The 16870-nt window shown below is 59.5% G+C and carries 15 protein-coding genes and 5 tRNA genes; 8 read left to right on the plus strand and 12 right to left on the minus strand.

Annotated features, from left to right (window positions below):
* Positions 1–27 precede the first annotated feature (27 nt).
* The gene (gene rutB, locus PSCI_RS01525; RefSeq protein WP_084709820.1) at positions 28–777 is read right to left on the minus strand and encodes a pyrimidine utilization protein B; all 750 of its coding nucleotides are present in this window, start codon (positions 775–777) and stop codon (positions 28–30) included.
* Positions 774–1898 carry a pyrimidine utilization protein A gene (rutA, locus tag PSCI_RS01530; RefSeq protein ID WP_045481906.1) on the minus strand — a complete coding sequence of 375 codons (1125 nt, stop codon included), beginning with the start codon at positions 1896–1898 and terminating at the stop codon, positions 774–776. Before rutA ends, rutB begins: the two co-directional genes overlap by 4 nt.
* 454 nt (positions 1899–2352) lie before the next feature.
* On the opposite strand from rutA, the gene rutR reads away from it, so the two are divergent.
* The 6 genes from rutR (at position 2353) to PSCI_RS01560 (ending at position 8948) form a co-directional block, all read left to right on the plus strand.
* Positions 2353–2997, plus strand: coding sequence for an HTH-type transcriptional regulator RutR (gene rutR / locus PSCI_RS01535; RefSeq protein ID WP_084710191.1), 645 nt, complete (start codon positions 2353–2355; stop codon positions 2995–2997).
* A gap of 350 nt (positions 2998–3347) precedes the next feature.
* Complete coding sequence (locus tag PSCI_RS01540; RefSeq protein ID WP_045481909.1) at positions 3348–4442, plus strand: BMP family ABC transporter substrate-binding protein; 1095 nt, start codon at positions 3348–3350, stop codon at positions 4440–4442.
* Positions 4439–5953: an ABC transporter ATP-binding protein gene (locus PSCI_RS01545; RefSeq protein WP_045481912.1), complete on the plus strand. Its 1515-nt coding sequence runs from the start codon at positions 4439–4441 to the stop codon at positions 5951–5953. Before PSCI_RS01540 ends, PSCI_RS01545 begins: the two co-directional genes overlap by 4 nt.
* Entirely contained in the window at positions 5946–7061 is a 1116-nt protein-coding gene (locus PSCI_RS01550) for an ABC transporter permease (RefSeq protein WP_045481915.1), read from the plus strand. The genes PSCI_RS01545 and PSCI_RS01550 overlap by 8 nt, the downstream gene beginning before the upstream one ends.
* Complete coding sequence (locus PSCI_RS01555; protein ID WP_045481918.1) at positions 7061–7987, plus strand: ABC transporter permease; 927 nt, start codon at positions 7061–7063, stop codon at positions 7985–7987. The genes PSCI_RS01550 and PSCI_RS01555 overlap by 1 nt, the downstream gene beginning before the upstream one ends.
* A 187-nt stretch (positions 7988–8174) precedes the next feature.
* Complete coding sequence (locus PSCI_RS01560) at positions 8175–8948, plus strand: outer membrane protein OmpK (RefSeq protein ID WP_045481921.1); 774 nt, start codon at positions 8175–8177, stop codon at positions 8946–8948.
* A gap of 24 nt (positions 8949–8972) precedes the next feature.
* Here the strand turns inward: PSCI_RS01560 and PSCI_RS01565 are convergent, their stop codons facing one another.
* The 6 genes from PSCI_RS01565 to PSCI_RS01590 form a co-directional block, all read right to left on the minus strand.
* On the minus strand, positions 8973–10034 hold the full coding sequence (locus PSCI_RS01565) for an RNA-guided endonuclease InsQ/TnpB family protein (protein WP_045481923.1): 1062 nt from the start codon (positions 10032–10034) through the stop codon (positions 8973–8975).
* 228 nt (positions 10035–10262) lie between these two features.
* Positions 10263–10338, minus strand: a tRNA-Gly gene (locus PSCI_RS01570).
* A 123-nt stretch (positions 10339–10461) separates the two neighbouring features.
* Positions 10462–10537, minus strand: a tRNA-Gly gene (locus PSCI_RS01575).
* A 5-nt stretch (positions 10538–10542) separates the two neighbouring features.
* Positions 10543–10618 (minus strand) — tRNA-Glu (locus PSCI_RS01580).
* A 94-nt stretch (positions 10619–10712) separates the two neighbouring features.
* A tRNA-Gly gene (locus PSCI_RS01585) sits at positions 10713–10788 on the minus strand.
* 4 nt (positions 10789–10792) lie between these two features.
* Positions 10793–10868 (minus strand) — tRNA-Glu (locus PSCI_RS01590).
* A gap of 271 nt (positions 10869–11139) precedes the next feature.
* Between PSCI_RS01590 and PSCI_RS01595 the strand changes: the two genes are divergently transcribed.
* A complete protein-coding gene (locus tag PSCI_RS01595) occupies positions 11140–11910 on the plus strand; it encodes a hypothetical protein (protein WP_045481926.1) in 771 nt (256 codons plus the stop codon).
* 43 nt (positions 11911–11953) lie between these two features.
* On the opposite strand, the gene PSCI_RS01600 is transcribed toward PSCI_RS01595, so the two are convergent.
* Both PSCI_RS01600 and PSCI_RS01605 read right to left on the minus strand, forming a co-directional pair.
* Positions 11954–12436, minus strand: coding sequence for a GAF domain-containing protein (locus tag PSCI_RS01600; protein ID WP_045481929.1), 483 nt, complete (start codon positions 12434–12436; stop codon positions 11954–11956).
* A complete protein-coding gene (locus tag PSCI_RS01605; RefSeq protein WP_045481932.1) occupies positions 12433–13323 on the minus strand; it encodes an ATP-binding protein in 891 nt (296 codons plus the stop codon). Before PSCI_RS01605 ends, PSCI_RS01600 begins: the two co-directional genes overlap by 4 nt.
* Before the next feature lie 86 nt (positions 13324–13409).
* On the opposite strand from PSCI_RS01605, the gene PSCI_RS01610 reads away from it, so the two are divergent.
* Complete coding sequence (locus PSCI_RS01610) at positions 13410–15776, plus strand: hybrid sensor histidine kinase/response regulator (RefSeq protein ID WP_045481936.1); 2367 nt, start codon at positions 13410–13412, stop codon at positions 15774–15776.
* Between the two features lie 3 nt (positions 15777–15779).
* Here PSCI_RS01610 and PSCI_RS01615 read toward each other — a convergent pair whose 3' ends face one another.
* Together PSCI_RS01615 and msrB are read right to left on the minus strand one after the other, a co-directional pair.
* A complete protein-coding gene (locus tag PSCI_RS01615; RefSeq protein ID WP_045481939.1) occupies positions 15780–16265 on the minus strand; it encodes a glutathione peroxidase in 486 nt (161 codons plus the stop codon).
* Between the two features lie 42 nt (positions 16266–16307).
* Entirely contained in the window at positions 16308–16703 is a 396-nt protein-coding gene (gene msrB / locus PSCI_RS01620) for a peptide-methionine (R)-S-oxide reductase MsrB (RefSeq protein ID WP_045481942.1), read from the minus strand.
* Between the last annotated feature and the right edge of the window lie 167 nt (positions 16704–16870).

Genomic DNA, 16870 nt, shown 5'->3' on the forward strand with positions numbered 1-16870 from the left:
TTAAAAACGAGAAGAGCGACCTGACGATCAGTGCGCCGCGATGCTGGTGATGAAGTCATCTACGGTGGAAACCCAGCCGAAGAAGCTTTCGATGTTGTAAACCGTGCTGGCCTGTATGGGCGCGCCGCCCAGCTCATGGGTGGCGTCGTGGAGCATTACGCCGAAGTACTCAAGGTGAAAGGCATCGCGCAGGGTGCTTTCAACGCAGACATTGGTAGCGATCCCGGTGAAGACCAGATTGCGGATGCCCCGGGCACGCAAGGTGCTGTCCAGGCTGCTGTTGAAGAAACCGCTGTAGCGCGGCTTTGGCACCACGATGTCGCCCGGTTGCGGCGCGAGCGCGTCGACGATCTGATAGTCCCAACCGCCCTTGGCGAGAAAGCGCCCCTGAAGGTGCGGATTTTTACGCATGGTTTTCAGGGCGTTGGACTTGTACCAGTTCGGCGAACCGGGGCCGCCGGCCTCCACGTAGTCGCTGTCCCAACCGTTCTGCAGATAGATCACGCAGATCCCGGCCGCCCGCGCCGCAGCGATGGCCTCGCCGGTCTTGGCAATGACGCTTTGGGCGCCGGAAATATCGAAGCCGGCCGAGTCAACATAACCACCGACACTGGCGTAGGCGTTTTGCATGTCAACCACGATCAACGCCGTATTGGTTTGATGCAGGTACAGAGGCTCCGGGCGCGCCGGCAGCACGATCGGCGCGCCGGCGCCCGGCACCTCGGCGATACCCGCCGGGATGGTCGACGTGATGGTCAGGTTCTTGGCAGTGCTCATGATGCAACCCCGACAGCTGCGGGTTGGGAGTCGGCCTGGCTGGGCACCGGCGTGGCCACCTCGATACGGCTTTTCATCAGCGGCTGGATGCGCTGCCCAAAGGCTTCAACGCCTGCGATAAAGTCGTCGAAGGTCAGCAACACGCCTTCGGTGCCCTCCACTTCGGCCACTTCGTCGAGCATGCGCGCAACGTTGGCGTAAGAGCCCACCAGGGTGCCCATATTGATATTGACGGCATTGGTCCGATCGGCCATTTGACGCACATTGGTGTCAGCTCCGGAGGTTTTGTCGACCGCACCTTGCGCGCCCAACCAGGCGACCGCCTCTTCATCGACGCCAGCCTTGTAGTGCTCCCACTTGGCGCGGGCGGCCTCGTCGGTCTCATCGGCGATGACCATCATCAGCACGAAGGTAGTGACGTCACGACCGGTTTCACGGCTCGCCTCAATCAGCTTCTGCGCGGCGGGGGCAAAGGCCTTGGGCGTGTTGATGCCCTTGCCGAAACAGAAGTTGTGGTCGGCATGCTGCGCCGAAAAGGCCATGCCAGCGTCGCTTTGCCCGGCACAGATCACTTTCATGTTGGCCTGCGGCTGGGGGCTGACGCGGCAGTCGTCCATCTGGAAGTGCGCGCCCTTGAAATCGGATTTACCGGTGCCCCACAGGTCACGCAGTACCTGGATATATTCAGAGAGGTATTCGTAGCGATTGGAAAAGAACTCATCCCCAGGCCACATGCCCATCTGCGAGTACTCGGGGCGCTGCCAGCCGGTGACCAGGTTAACGCCGAAGCGGCCGTTGGAAATCGAGTCGATGGTCGCCGCCATGCGCGCGATGATCGCCGGCGGCATGACCAGCGAAGGGGCGGTGGCGAAAAGTTGGATACGGCTGGTGACCGCCGCCAGGCCCGCCATCAGGGTGAACGACTCCAGGTTGTGATCCCAGAACTCGGTTTTGCCACCGAAACCGCGCAGCTTGATCATCGACAAGGCGAAGTCGAAACCATAGTGCTCGGCCGCCAACGTGATCTGTTTGTTCAGTTCAAACGTTGGTTTGTACTGAGGAGCGTTTTCGGAAATCAGCCAGCCGTTGTTGCCGATCGGGATAAAGATACCCACCTTCATAAGCTTCTCCACTCGCCGTGCACATCCCCATTGGATGCGGGTCGAAAGAAGCTTTGCATGCGTCATGCCACTTATTTTTTGTTGTTTTTTATCAATTAGTTAGATTAAAAAAAGATTCACTAGCAGACCAAATGGTCTGTTTTGAACCGTTTGAATTTTAAAAGCTGCCCGATATTGATGCGCAGCGAGCCAGCATGGGGCACCGAAGGCTTGGCACCTGACATCCGTCAATAACCCAGGCATTAGCGCCACAGGCTGGCGATGCCAGATCTGCCCTCACGAGCAAGCCTGATACAATCGCCGCTCGATTCGCTGGGTGGTTGAGATCGTGAAAAGCAAATCCGTCGAAAACGTGGCTGCCGCTGGCAAGACACTGAAAAAGGCTGCCGCCAAAAAGGTCACCGGCAAAACCAAAAAGCCTGCTGCCGGGGTAAAGACCACCGTGGCGCGCAGCATGAGTGCGAAATCGGAACAGCGCCGCCAGGCGCAGATAAAGAACAAGCGCGAGTCGATCATTCACGCAGCGCTGGAGCTGTTTTCCCGGTTCGGCATGCACGGCACCAGCCTTGACCAGGTCGCCGCAGCAGCGGACGTGTCCAAGACCAATTTGCTCTACTACTTTTCCAGCAAGGAAGAGCTGTACACCAATGTGCTGCAGCATCTGCTGGAGATCTGGCTGTTGCCGCTCAAGGGCTTCGATGTCCAACAGCAGCCGATGGACGCCATCGGGGACTACATCCGCGCCAAGCTTGAGCTGTCTCGCGACCACCCCGCCGAGTCGAAACTGTTCTGCATGGAGATCATGCAAGGCGCCCCGCTGATAAAGGCGCAGCTCGAACAACAGCTACGGCAGATGGTCGAGAACAAGGCCGCAGTGATTCAGAGCTGGATCGAAGCAGGCAAACTGGCGCCGCTGGACCCTTATCACCTGATCTTCTCGATCTGGAGCACGACTCAGCACTACGCCGACTTCAGCACTCAGATACAAGCCATTACGGGCAAAACACTGGCGGACCCGGTGTTCTTTGAAGAGGTTTTGCATAACCTGCAGAACTTGCTCTGCCACGGCATTCGCCCCCGCCCTGACACTGAGCGCTGATCGCCTGACAAACAACTGGAGCAGCCCGAAAGACTGCTCCTTAAGCCTCAGCACTTCGCCGCTTCACCGCCCGCCCCCGCCTCAACGCCTTATTACGCCCCTGCGGCTCACGCCCGGCAGTCCTGCCTGGCGATTGTGTCGCCCGCTTCTCGTGCGCCACGCACAAACTAAGTGCTCTAAATCAGACCATATGATCCGTTTTCATCGCATTCGATTTGTAACCTACTGTTAATAAAAGACTTATTCTTAATGGCACGGAAGCTGCTGTTGGCCATACCGCGCTGAGCCAGAGGGCCCGCCGGCTCAGCCTTGTGCTGTTAATCATTCGCCTATCAGCAGGAAAACGACTTATGTTCAGGAATGTTTTGCAGAGTACTGTGTGTGCGGCCGTTCTGTTTGCCAGCGCCATCGGGCTGGCACAGGCCGAGGGGCTAACGCTCAAGGCACCGGCGAAGATCGCCATGGTGTATATCAGCCCGCGTAACGACGGCGGCTGGACGCAAGCCTTCGATGAGGCCCGGCAAAAACTGGAAAAAGAACTCGACCAGAAGATTCAGTTCGTCGAGAGCGTGCCTGAAAATGCTGCGGCCATCACTCCGGTCGTTGACCGGCTGATCGCCCGGGGCGCCAACATCATTGTCGGCACAGCCTTCGGCTACTCCGATACCTTTCTGGAACTGGCCCGCAAATACCCTGACGTCGCCTTCCTCAATGGCTCAGGCACGACCAACGCAGCCAACCTTGAATCGTTCTATGGGCGCACCTATGAAAGCCAATACCTGTGCGGTATGGCTGCCGCAGCAGCGTCCAAGTCCGGCAAGCTGGGCTTTGTCGCCGCCAACCCCTTCGGCCAGGTGAACTGGACGGTCAACGCCTTCGAGTTGGGTGCCCAGCAGATCAACCCGCAAGCTACCGTCAATGTGGTCTATACCGGCGCCTGGAACGATCCGGTCAAGGAGCGCGCCGCGACCATGGCGCTGATCGACAACGGTGCAGACGTCATCGGGCAACACGTCGACAGCCCGACGCCGCAGTTGGTCGCCCAGGAGCGTGGTGTGCACGGCACCGGCTATCATCGTGACCTCAGTGAGTTTGCGCCAAAAGCAACTGTCTGCTCGTCGATGTGGGTCTGGGAGCGCTTCCTGGCGCCGGAACTGAAAAAAGTCATGGCCGGTAACTGGCAGCCCTCGGCCAACGGTGCACTGCTGTCGATGCAGCAAGGTGGCACTGATATCAGTCTGACCGACGCCCCGATCATTTCTGCTACTGATCGGGCGAAGATCGAGGCCGCCCGCGCCGAGTTGCTCGCCGGGACCAAAGTCCTCTACAGCGGCCCGCTGAGTGATCGTGACGGCAAAGAGCGCATCGCCGCCGGCAAAGTCATGCCTGACGCCGAGCTGTGGAAAATGGACTGGTTCGTCAACGGCGTGAAGACTCAGCAATGAGACAGGTCAACGCGCTACAACTGACCGGCATCAACAAGTCTTTCGACGGTTTCCAGGCCTTGAGTGACGCGCACTTCAGCGCCGCATGGGGCGAGGTCCACGCATTGCTGGGGGAGAATGGCGCTGGCAAATCATCATTGATGAACATTGCCGCCGGCCTGTATGCGCCGGAAACCGGCAGCCTGCTGGTGGATGACAACCTGGTGCGGCTCAGCGGTCCAAAGGATGCCAGCCGCTACCGGATCGGCATGGTCCATCAGCACTTCAAGCTGGTGAAGCCATTCACGGTGGCGCAGAACATCCTGCTCGGCCTGCCCGCCGAGCCGCAACAGGGCCACTATGGCAAGCGCCTGAAACGGCTGGAAGAGCAGATCAGCGCCAAGGCGGCCGATCTGGGCTTTGTGCTCGACCCACGCCAGCCGGTGGAACAACTGTCGGTGGCCGAACAGCAGCGCGTGGAAATTCTCAAGGTGCTGCTCGCCGGCGCGCGCATTCTGATTCTCGATGAACCCACCGCCGTGCTCACTGATGTGGAAGCCGAACGACTGCTCACGACCGTGCAAGCGTTCGCCCGACAAGGCGCCGCCGTGGTGCTGGTGACCCACAAGATGACCGATGTGAAGCGCTTTGCTGATCGGGTGACGGTGATGCGCGGCGGCAAAACCATTCAGACCCTCGATCCCCGGAGCGTCAGCATCGAAGAGCTGGTGCGCCTGACCGTGGGTGAGGCCAGCCAGGCCGGTTATCAGGCAGGTCCACCAGCCGGGCCGGTGCGGGTGCATGTGCGTGACCTGCGCAGCCCGCCCGGTAGCGGGCCGCTGGCGGGGGTGAACATGAGCCTGCGCGCCGGGCAGATCTACGGCATTGCCGGGGTGGGCGGCAACGGTCAGAGCGAGCTGGCAAATGCCCTGATGGGCCTGCCCCAGCCGACCGAAGGCGAGATTCACCTGGAGGGTTTCGGTGATCTGCGCGGTGCCAGCGCCGAGCAGCGCCGCACCCTGCGCATCGCCTGTATTCCGGCTGACCGCTACGGCGCCGCCTTGGCGGGTTCATTGAGCGTGGTCGAGAACTTTGCCATCGGTCAGGTTCATGCTGGGCGCTACGGCTCGTTCCTGCGTCTGCTCGGCAAGCGTATGCGCAGCGATGCGCAAGCAGCGGTGAGCGGGTTCGATGTGCAAGGCGTGCGCAGCCTGGACCAGGGTGCTGCCCTGCTCTCCGGCGGCAACGCGCAGAAGCTGGTGATTGCCCGCGAGTTCAGCCGCGACCCGCAACTGGTGGTGGTGCACAGCCCCAGCCGTGGCCTGGATGTGCGTGCCACCCAAGCCGTGCATGGCCGCTTGCGTGCCGCCCGTGATGCTGGCGCCGCCGTACTGGTAATAAGTGAAGACCTCGATGAAGTCCTGACGCTGGCCGACCGAATTGGCGTGATGAACGGCGGGCGCATTGTCGCCGAGTTCGCACACCCCGCCGACCGCCAGGCCATCGGTAAAGCAATGGTGAGCCATGACTGATACCACGCTGCCTCAATCCACCGCACGCCCACGTCAGCCGCTGTTCGACCGACGCTATGCTCTGGAAACCCGCCAGCAGATGACCTGGCACCAGCAAGCGCTGGTGATCGGCCTGGCGCTGCTACTGGGTCTGACCATCTGCGCGTTGATCCTGATCAGTGCCGGTGTTCCAGCGGGGGAACTGCTCAACGAGTTTGTTGTGCAGACCCTGCTCGATGCCCAGAACCTGCGTGCCGTGTTGTTCCAGGCGGCGCCGATGATCATGGTCGGCCTGGCCGGCTGCATGGCCTTTCGCGCACGGTTCTGGAACCTTGGCCTGGAAGGCCAGATGATCTGGGGCGCGATTGGCGCCACGGCGATTTCACTGTTCGACATCGGCCCGCAGGTCCTGCGTCTGCCGCTGATGATGCTCGCAGCCATGCTGTGCGCGATGCTCTGGACCCTGGGCCCGGTGCTGCTGAAGCTGCACCTGAAGGTCAATGAGATCATCTCGACACTGATGCTCAACTACATCGCGGCCAACTTCCTGCTGCATCTGGTGTACGGCAGTTGGAAAGACCCGCGTGACAACTTTCCCTACTCACCGCCCCTGCAGAGTTTCGAGCGCCTCCCCGACTTTATCGCCGGCTATAACGTGGCCATTCTCATGGCACTGGTCATCACCGCCTTCACCCTGTGGTTCATCGGCATCTCCCGCGCCGGTCTGTACCTGCGCTTCGTCGATGCCAATCCGCGGGTGGCCGCAGCGGTTGGTGTACCGGTGCGCAAGATGATCATCGCCACCGTACTGCTGTCTGGCGCCCTGGCCGGCATCGCCGGATGGGTGGTCACGGCAGGCCAGGAAGGTCGGCTGACCCAGTCGTTCTATCAGGGCTACGGCTTCTCGGGTGTGCTAATCGCCTTTCTGGCACGTAACAACCCCGTGGCGGCCACCGTGGTGGCGCTGTTGATTGCCCTGCTGTTCGTCGCCGGGCGCAACTTGCAGGTGTTCTACCAGATCCCCTTTTCGATGGTGCAGTTGATTCAGGCGATTCTGGTGATCTGCGTGGCGTGCTCGGACTTTTTCATTCGCCATCGCTTGCGGCGTATTCAGGCTGGAGACTGCTGATGGAACTGTTGACTCACTGGCTCGGCAACGCGCCGGATTTCGCGGTGCCTTTCGCCCTGGCGGCGCTGGGTTTGATCCTCACAGAACGCGCCGGCGTGCTGGCACTGGGCGCCGAAGGGTTAATGCTGGTCGGCGCCCTGGCCGGTATCGGCATGCAACTGGGCCTGGGCCTGGCCGGCCTGTCACTGCTGGTCGCGATGCTGGCCGCCAGTGTCGTCTCGTTACTGTTCGCCGTAATGGTGCTGGTGCTGCGGATCAATCAGGTCATCGCAGGTCTTGCGCTGGTGTTCTTCTGCCAAGGCCTGACCGGACTGACAGGCACCGTACTGGGCTGGACCAACCGACCGGTCAGCGGCCTGCACAGCGTTGAACTGTGGCCACTTTCCGAGTTGCCGATGGTGGGCAAGGTCTTCGTGCAAAACCCGCTGGTGTATCTGACTGTGCTGATTTTCATCGCCGTGGTGTGGTTTCTGCAGCGTACTCAGACCGGCCTGCGTCTGCGCGCTGTTGGCGAAAACCCACAGGCTGCCGATGCAGCCGGCATTCCAGTGCTGACCTATCGGCTGGCGGCGATTGTCGCGGGGGCGGCACTGATCGGCCTGGCCGGTGCTTATATCGCGGTACTGAGCACCAAGATGTGGATTGCCGACATGACCGGCGGACGTGGCTGGATTGCCGTGTCACTGGTGATCTTTGCGCGCTGGTCGCCTTGGCGTGCCCTGGCCGGCGCGTTGCTGTTCGGTGCCATCGAAGCCCTGATTCCACAACTGGCCGCTGCCGGCGTGCAGTTGCCGCAGTACTTTCTGCTGATGACCCCTTATGCAGTCACCCTGCTGGTGATGATCTGGGTCGCTATCAGCAGCGCTGAACAGGCCAGCCAGCCTGGCGCCCTGGGCGAGCCCTATATACGCGAACAACGACGCTGAGGCGTCATGCCTTGGTACTTATTAACGTTTAAAAATTTCACTGCAGCCCATAACAAAAAACTTGCATACACGGTCACGACCGTCGGCGCACTGCGCGCCGCGGTGCGTGCCGCGATGATTGCATTGGAACTGCCGCGCGACACACAACAACTTAGAACCCTGATCCCGAAGTTCCGGAGCACACTTAATGAACTACAGCGCTACTTCCCTGATGTTGGCAGGCGGTCTCCTTGTGGCCGGTCAAAGCATGGCCGGTGATCTTTTACAGTGGCAGGACAATAGCCTGACTTATCTGAACGGTATTGATTTCAAAGTCGACCCGACCAAGCAGCAGACCCTGACCTTTGAGCATGCCAGCGGCTGGAATTTCGGCGACCTGTTCCTGTTTGTCGACGTCACCAAGTACAACGGCAAAGCCACTAACGCGGCCAGTGACGGTCACACCTTTTACGGTGAAATCAGCCCGCGCCTGTCGCTGGGCAAGATCACCGGAACCCACCTGTCGTTCGGGCCGATCAAGGATGTGCTGCTGGCGGCCACCTATGAGTTTGGCGAAGATGGCGCTAAAAACTATTTGCTCGGCCCTGCGGTGGACCTGAACATTCCCGGCTTCGATTACTTCCAGTTAAACACCTACTACCGCGAACGCGACGGCAAGCGTGACGGCAGCGGCGTCTGGCAGATCACGCCGGTGTGGAGCTATACCGTCCCGGTGGGTAACTCCGAGCTGGTCCTCGACGGTTTCATGGACTGGGTGGTCGACAACGACAAGAGCTACCACGCCAACCTGCACTTCAACCCGCAGATCAAATACGACCTGGCCAAGGGACTCGGGTTCGGCAAGAAGTTCTATGTGGGTGTCGAATACGACTCCTGGAGCGACAAGTACGGAATCAAAGACAGCCAGGTGTTCGCGACTGACCAGAGCGCGATCAGCTTGCTGCTAAAGGCGCACTTCTAACGAGTCGTTGACATCCTCCCCGTCTTAAAGGGCGGGGATTCCCACAACTGGACGCTCATGCCCGAGCGCGAGAATGTTCTTTGCGGCGTTGACGTCGCGGTCGTGGGTGGCACCACACCCACAACAAGTCCATTCCCTTATTCCAAGCCCTGCGATACCTCTCGGCCTCGAGTCCGGCAATTGCTTGCAGCTCGAACAGGTTTGGGTGGTGTCTCTTTCGCTAACAACCTTGAAAACCGTGCCTGCGTGATCGCATTTGTATTCCAGCATGGTTTTCAATTGACCCCAGCCGGCGTCCAGCACCGACTTGGCCATCCTGGTTTTCGCGAGTTTCAGTGAGCTCACATCGCCCACCACAATGACGCCACAACGCGCTACCAGCGCGTTGCTGAACTTATGCAGGGCGTCCTTGCGGCGGTTCGCAACCTTGGCGTGAATCGCCCGCACACGGGCCTTCTTGCCGGCGCGCTGGGCCGTGCCCAGGGCGCTCTCCAGATCCCGGTAGAACCTGCCGCTTTCAAGGCGATCACCGTCGCTGCAGGTGGCCGTGGTTTTCAGTCCGAGGTCGATACCCACCGCGTTCTGGCCTGGCGATAACTGCCGGTCGACCTCGACCACGACGTTGAAATACCAGCGTCCACGGCTGTCCTCGTTGAAGCTACCGGATCTGAATTTAAAGCCCGCCAGGCCGTAGCTGTCCCAGACCTTGAAGTGCTGTCTGTTGAAGACGACCTGGCCGTTTTTCCAGACAGCAGCACCGGCCTTGAGGGGCACCCAGCCCAAGCTGCGCCGAGCGCCGCCCGAGCAGCGCCAGCGTAGCTGGCGCTTTTTGAACTGCTTGCGCCGTGTGACATATTCGTCGGCAACAGCCTGCACCGATTGGCTGTGCAGCCCCAGGTCCTTGCCGGCCCCGTTGGTGTACTTGTGAATGTCGAACGCCGACAGAAAACGACCACGCTCACGAATCGAGCGACTGCTCAACTCGTTTACGTAGTTCCACACAAAATTCACAGCACGAGAAGCTTCACGCAACTGCGCTGCATGCTTATCTCGCACTCGAATCTTGAGGGTTCTGGTCGCTTTCATTTCAGTCATGAAACACAGAATAGGGGCGGTTTTATGGATATTAACCCCTATGACCGCTTCGCGGTGGCGCTTTCATCCCCCACCTGAAGGAAGGGGCTTTTCGCGCCAGCTTGGTAATTTGAATAAAAAGAGGGTTCGTCAGAAGTCGCGATTATTTTTTGCAAAAAAAAAGCCTCGATTCAATCGAGGCTTTTATGCATTGAAGCTCAAGGCTTCGGATGCCAAAACTGGAGCGGGAAACGAGACTCGAACTCGCGACCCCGACCTTGGCAAGGTCGTGCTCTACCAACTGAGCTATTCCCGCATATTGGAAATCGTCAGCAACAACGATTTACCGAACACTCATGAGCCAAAACCGACTCATAAAAAAGCCTCGACTGCCGCGAGGCTTCTCGCATTGAAGTCACAAGACTTCGAACGCCAAAACTGGAGCGGGAAACGAGACTCGAACTCGCGACCCCGACCTTGGCAAGGTCGTGCTCTACCAACTGAGCTATTCCCGCAAATTTGGCGTCCCCTAGGGGACTCGAACCCCTGTTACCGCCGTGAAAGGGCGGTGTCCTAGGCCACTAGACGAAGGGGACACTACCTGAAACATATTGCTACATTTCAGTACCCAGACTGACAAATGGTCATTCTGGTTTTCACCAACTTTGCCAAAGCAAAGCTGCTTGAAACTGGAGCGGGAAACGAGACTCGAACTCGCGACCCCGACCTTGGCAAGGTCGTGCTCTACCAACTGAGCTATTCCCGCAAATTGGCGTCCCCTAGGGGACTCGAACCCCTGTTACCGCCGTGAAAGGGCGGTGTCCTAGGCCACTAGACGAAGGGGACACGCTACTACTTCACTGCTTACCGCGCTACGCTGTATGCTTTACGCTGTAAGTGGCGCGCATTCTATTGATGGATTGCGAGGTCGTCAACCCCCGTATGAAAATTTATTGAAATCAATTACTTCGGTATAAACCTGGGCTTTTGCCGGAGGTCGGATTGTCATGGCTGGCGATCAAGATTTGCTTGCCGCGGCAGATAAGAACATCTATGCGCAGTAGTGCTTAGCCACTACACTCGCATCATCACACCTGGACTAATAGAGGTTTGCACAGTGACACCACTCATGATCACGGTGCTCATACTGGTCGGTATCGCACTGCTTATAGCAATCGGCTACCTGAACCACGTGGCTGAGAACAAAAAGCTTGATAGTGCCCGCACCAAGGTCGAACTCAGCGACCGACTGCGGCGTTGCACTGAAATCAGCGAAACCTTTCCCGGGCAACTCATGTCGCCTGCCCTCAAGTTGCTGCTGACGCGCCTTGAACTCAATGTAGTGCAGCGCATGCTGAGCATGGAAAAGAACAATGCCCAGCTCAAGTACCGCGTAGAAGAGCTAAAAGAGCTGGTCGGCAAGGGTGAGTCGATCCCGGTCACCAACCCGGCGACGCCGATCCAGACCGAGGCCAAGGCCAAGGACGTGCGTTTTCTGCTGGAAGCCCTGCACGGCCAGGTCACCCGTGCCGCTCATGACGGGTTTCTGCACACCAGCGAAGCCAAGCACTGGATTCGCGAGATCCGTACCATCCTGGTCCTGTTGCACATCGAGTTTTTCAACACCCTGGGGCAGGAAGCGATGAACCAGGAACAACCAGGCCAGGCGCGTCTGGCGTTCGAGCGCGGCGTACAATACCTGCGCAACCAGCCAGACCCGGTGACGTATCAGGCGCAACTGGCGGCCATGGAAAAGAACCTGGCGCGCGTCAACTCCATCGTACTGACCAATACCGCACCGACCGAGAACGACGAAAACGCCCTGACCGAAGGCTTGAAGGCCGACGCAGAACAGACCGAATGGAAGAAGAAGGTTATCTACGATTGATCACTGGCCGGTGCGCAGTTGCGCTGCGCACCGGCCCGACGGTTCAACAGTCACTGGCCTGCAAAAATATCTCCGCCAGCCGCTCGATCCCCGCCTGATCCACCTCGCCAAACCGCTTGAGCTTCGGACTGTCCAGGTCCAGCACGCCAATCAATCGCCCGTCCTTGATCAACGGCACGACCAGTTCGCTATTCGAGGCGCTGTCGCAAGCGATATGACCGGGAAACGCATGCACGTCTTCGACCCGTTGGGTCTGTCGGCTTTGTGCCGCAGCACCACAGACCCCACGGCCAAAGGCGATACGCACACAGGCCACCTGGCCCTGGAATGGCCCCAGCACCAGCTCGTCATCTTTATTAAGGTAAAAACCCGCCCAGTTCAGGTCTTCGAGCTGGCTATACAAGAAGGCAGAAAACTGCGCCGCATTGGCAATGAAGTCTCGCTCCCCGGACAACAGCGCCTGCAGTTGCGCTGCCAGTAGCTCATAGCCTTGCAGGCCGCTGCCAGCATCACTCAGATCGATCATGGTTGTTGCTCCAGCAATTGCAGACCCACCCAGTAGCGGGCGAACTGATAGGCGCACCGGCCGTTACGGTTGCCACGACCGGTGGCCCAGCGGACCGCGAGAATATCCAGCGCCTCGTCGCGCTGCCACTGCAAACCGGCCTGCCCGGCCAACTGGCCGATCCAGTGCTCGACCACATTCAGATAATGCGGCTGGGTGAAAGGATAGAACGACAGCCATAGACCAAAGCGGTCTGACAACGCGATTTTGTCCTCCACCGCCTCACTGGGGTGCAGTTCGCCATCGACATGCTTCCAGTTGACGTTGTCGCTTTCCTTTTCCGGCACCAGATGGCGGCGGTTGGAGGTTGCATACAGCAGAACATTATCCGGCGCCTGCTCCAGCGAACCATCCAGCACGCTCTTGAGCACCCGGTAGTCGCCCTCCCCCGACTCGAAGGACAGGTCGTCGCAAAACAGCACGAAGCGCTGGGGCAACTTCTGCAATTGTTCAACCACCCGCGGCAGGTCAGCCAGATGATCGCGCTCCAGTTCGATCAGCCGCAATCCGGCGTCAGCGTATTCGGCCAGCAACGCCCGCACCAGCGACGACTTGCCGGTGCCACGCGAACCCCAGAGCAATGCGTGGTTGGCCGGCAGACCATCAATGAACTGGCGGGTGTTGCGGCCCAACTGGTCACGTTGTTGATCGACCCCGATCAGGTCAGAGAGGCGCATGTCGAGACTGACCTGCAGCGGCATCAAATACCCGCTGCGGCCTTCACGCACCCAGCGCGCGGCCAGTGAGCAAGACCAGTCGAGCGGCTCGCGGACAGCCGGTAACAGGGGCTCGAGCCGCGTGAGCACGGCTTCGGCGCGTTCAAGAAAAGCATTCAGCCGGGAATCCACTCTATCTCCTTGGGTTTATCCGATTAATCCACCGCACCAATCAGCTATGCTAGCTGCGCACGTCAGAACGGAAGTGGCAGTAGGTAATGGATATAGCGTTTACCAACAGGTTGTCGTTCAAGCAGGCCCGCCTGGCCGTGGTGGTCGGGTTCGTGCTGGGGACGCTGCTGAGCCTGTTACAAATCGGTCTCGATTATGCCAGCGAAGATGCGGCTATCGATCATGAAATTCATGCCCTGCTGGAAATCAGCCACAATCCGGCGTCACGCATTGCCTACAACATCGATTCCGAGCTGGCCCAGGAACTTACACTCGGGCTGTTGCAATCATCGGCAGTGGTCAGCGCACGCCTGACCGATAACAACAATATGGTATTGGCCAGTGTCGAGCGCAATCTCAGCAATGGCCGCTACCGGTTGATCAGCGACTTCCTGTTTGGCGAAACCCGCCAGTTCGAGCGCAACCTGAGCCTCGATAACATGCCGAATGAACCTATCGGCACCCTGAGCCTGACCGTGGACACCTTTGCGTTCGGCAGCCCGTTCCTGCACCGTACTGAAATCACCCTGCTCAACAGCTTCGCCCGCAGCCTGCTCCTGGCCGCCATTCTCTGCGCCTTTTCTTACCTGGCCCTGACCAAGCCGCTGGTCGCCCTGATTCGCGATCTGACCCACCATGACCCTCGCCGCCGTGAGCAGCAGAAGCTGGTCTGCCCGCCCGGCCATGAACGCGATGAAATCGGCATCCTGGTCGAAACCGTCAACCGCCAGATCGAGACCGTCGCCAGTGAGTTCGCCCAGCGCCGCGAAGCAGAAAATCGCCTTACCACGCATTTGGACGAACTGGAAAACATCGTTGCGGCGCGCACCACAGAATTGAAGTCGAGCAACCTGCGCCTGAGCCAGTCCAACGAAGAACTGCAACAGGCACGCAGTACCGCGCTGGACATGGCCCAGGCCCGCTCGGCGTTCCTGGCGCATATGAGCCATGAAATCCGTACCCCGCTAAATGGCCTGCTGGGCATGCTGGCGCTATCGCTCGACGGCCCGCTGAGCGCCGAACAGCGCCAACAACTGATGGTTGCCCACGACTCGGGCAAAGTATTGGTCGAACTGCTCAACGATATTCTGGACATGTCCAAATTCAATTCGGGTCATCTGGAGTTCGAGCGCATTCCGTTCGACCTGTGCAACCTGATCGAGGACACCGCCACCCTGCTCTCGCAGAACAGCGCGCCCAGCGTTGAACTGACCTGCCTGATCGCGCCGGACTTTCCCTCACTGATCATCGGCGACCCGACCCGGGTCCGGCAAATTGTCAGTAACCTGCTGTCCAACGCCCTGAAGTTCACCCGCTTTGGCCGGGTTGACGTGCGCCTGACTCATTACCAGCAGCCGCAGAGCCTTGATTACCGGGTGCGTATCGAGGTACGCGACACCGGTATCGGTATCGCCCGGGAAGCCCAGGCGCGAATCATTCAGCCCTTTACCCAGGCCGAAGCCGCCATTACCCGCCAGTTTGGCGGCACCGGGCTGGGCCTGGCGCTGACTCACAATCTGTGTGAAGCCATGGGCGGCGAACTGAGCATCGAATCGCAACCCGGGTTTGGCAGTCGTTTCTGCGCAGACCTGCCGCTGCCGGTGCACCTGTCTGCGATCATGCAGAACCGGCTCAGCGGTCATGTCACCGTCATCAGCATGGCCGGCAGCGGCCTGGTGGAATTACTCGGCAGCCTGCTGCCCGCCTGGGGCGTCACCCTGGAGCGCCGCAGCATCGACGAGGCCAGCACCTTGCTGGAGGCACCTCAGCAACCGGACCTGCTGGTCACCGACTGCCCGGAATGCCTGTTCGATATCCGCCGCATTACATCGATCCCGATTCTGCTGGTGACGGCCTACGGCAACTTCATGCCTGGCGAGCAGGTCACCGCGTTGGCGCCGCTGCAGCAACAGGCCCGCCCGCTGGCTCGCAACGCCTTGTACCAGACCTTGCGCCGCACCCTGCGCCAAGAGTCCAGTGACAGCGCCGAGCACACCGAAAAAAAACCCAGCCTGCCGCACAAGGCACGCATCCTGTTGGTCGAGGACAACCCGGTCAACCAGATGGTGGCCAAGGGCATGCTCAATAAGCTGGGCTGCGAAGTGATCATCAGCAGCCACGGTGGCGAGGCGCTGGAACAGCTGGAGTCCGGCAGCTTTGATCTGGTGTTGATGGACTGCAATATGCCAGTCATGGACGGCTACGAAGCCAGCCAGCAGATTCGCCGCAGCGGACGCTGGCCGGACCTGCCCATCGTCGCGCTGACCGCCAACGCGATGCCCGAAGAGCGTGAACGCTGCCGGGCAGCCGGAATGAACGATTACCTGGCCAAACCGTTTCGCCGCGCCGACCTGCTCAGTGTGCTGGATCAATGGCTGCCCGCCACTCAGGGCCTGCCGCCCATCGCCCTGTGAGGCTCAGCGCAGCAGCGCTTCGATCTCGTCGTGCAGTGCCTCGGGCTTGGTCAGCGGCGAGAAACGCTTGACCTGCTGGCCATTGCCACTGATCAGGAACTTGGTGAAATTCCATTTGATCTGCTTGCTGCCCAGCAAGCCAGGTGCGCGCTGCTTGAGCTGGACGAACAATGGATGGGCATTGTGGCCATTGACGTCGATTTTGCTGAACAGCGGGAAACTGACCCCATAGTTCAACTCGCAGAAGCCGGCGATCTCCTGATCGCTGCCCGGCTCCTGCTTGCCGAACTGATTACACGGAAAACCAAGCACCACCAGGCCGCGCTCGCGGTAGCTCTGCCAGAGTTGCTCCAGTCCCTTGTACTGCGGCGTGAAGCCACACTGACTGGCGGTATTGACCACCAGCAAGGCTTTGCCGGCATAGTCGCCCAAGGTCTTGCGCTCGCCACTGAGTGTGGTGCAGGCAATGTTCAGCAGGTCCTGGCTCATGCTTATGTCCCTTTGTATTCAATGGCAGATTGGTTGACGCCGTCAGGCGCTCGGCACCAGGTCAAGGCACACCGAGTTGATGCAATAGCGCAGCCCGGTGGGCGGCGGGCCATCCGGAAACACGTGGCCCAGATGCGCATCACATTGAGCGCAGACCACCTCGGTACGAATCATGCCGTGGCTGACATCGCGCACTTCAAGTACCGCACTGTCGTCCAGGGTCTGATAAAAGCTGGGCCAGCCGCAGCCGGAGTCGAACTTGGTCGCCGAATCGAACAGCGCCAGCCCGCAGCACACACAATGATAGATGCCCGCCGTTTTAGTGCTGTTGTATTTGCCGGTAAACGGCCGCTCGGTAGCCTTGAGCCGGCACACCTGATACTGCAGCGGATCGAGCATCTCTTCCCACTCTTTGAGGGTCTTTTGCAACTTGTCCACTGATACACCTCCGGTTCGGAAAAACCCCGATCTGTGTCTTTTCCACGGGTCGGGTGGCACGTATGATTGCGCCTCATCAGTCATCAGTCTGTCACCCGCTTCAAGACCAGACAAACCCATTTTCACGGCCATTGCGCCGCACATCGTTGCCGCACGTCCATCTTCGG

It is taken from the genome of Pseudomonas sp. StFLB209 (genome assembly GCF_000829415.1).
GTDB lineage: Bacteria > Pseudomonadota > Gammaproteobacteria > Pseudomonadales > Pseudomonadaceae > Aquipseudomonas.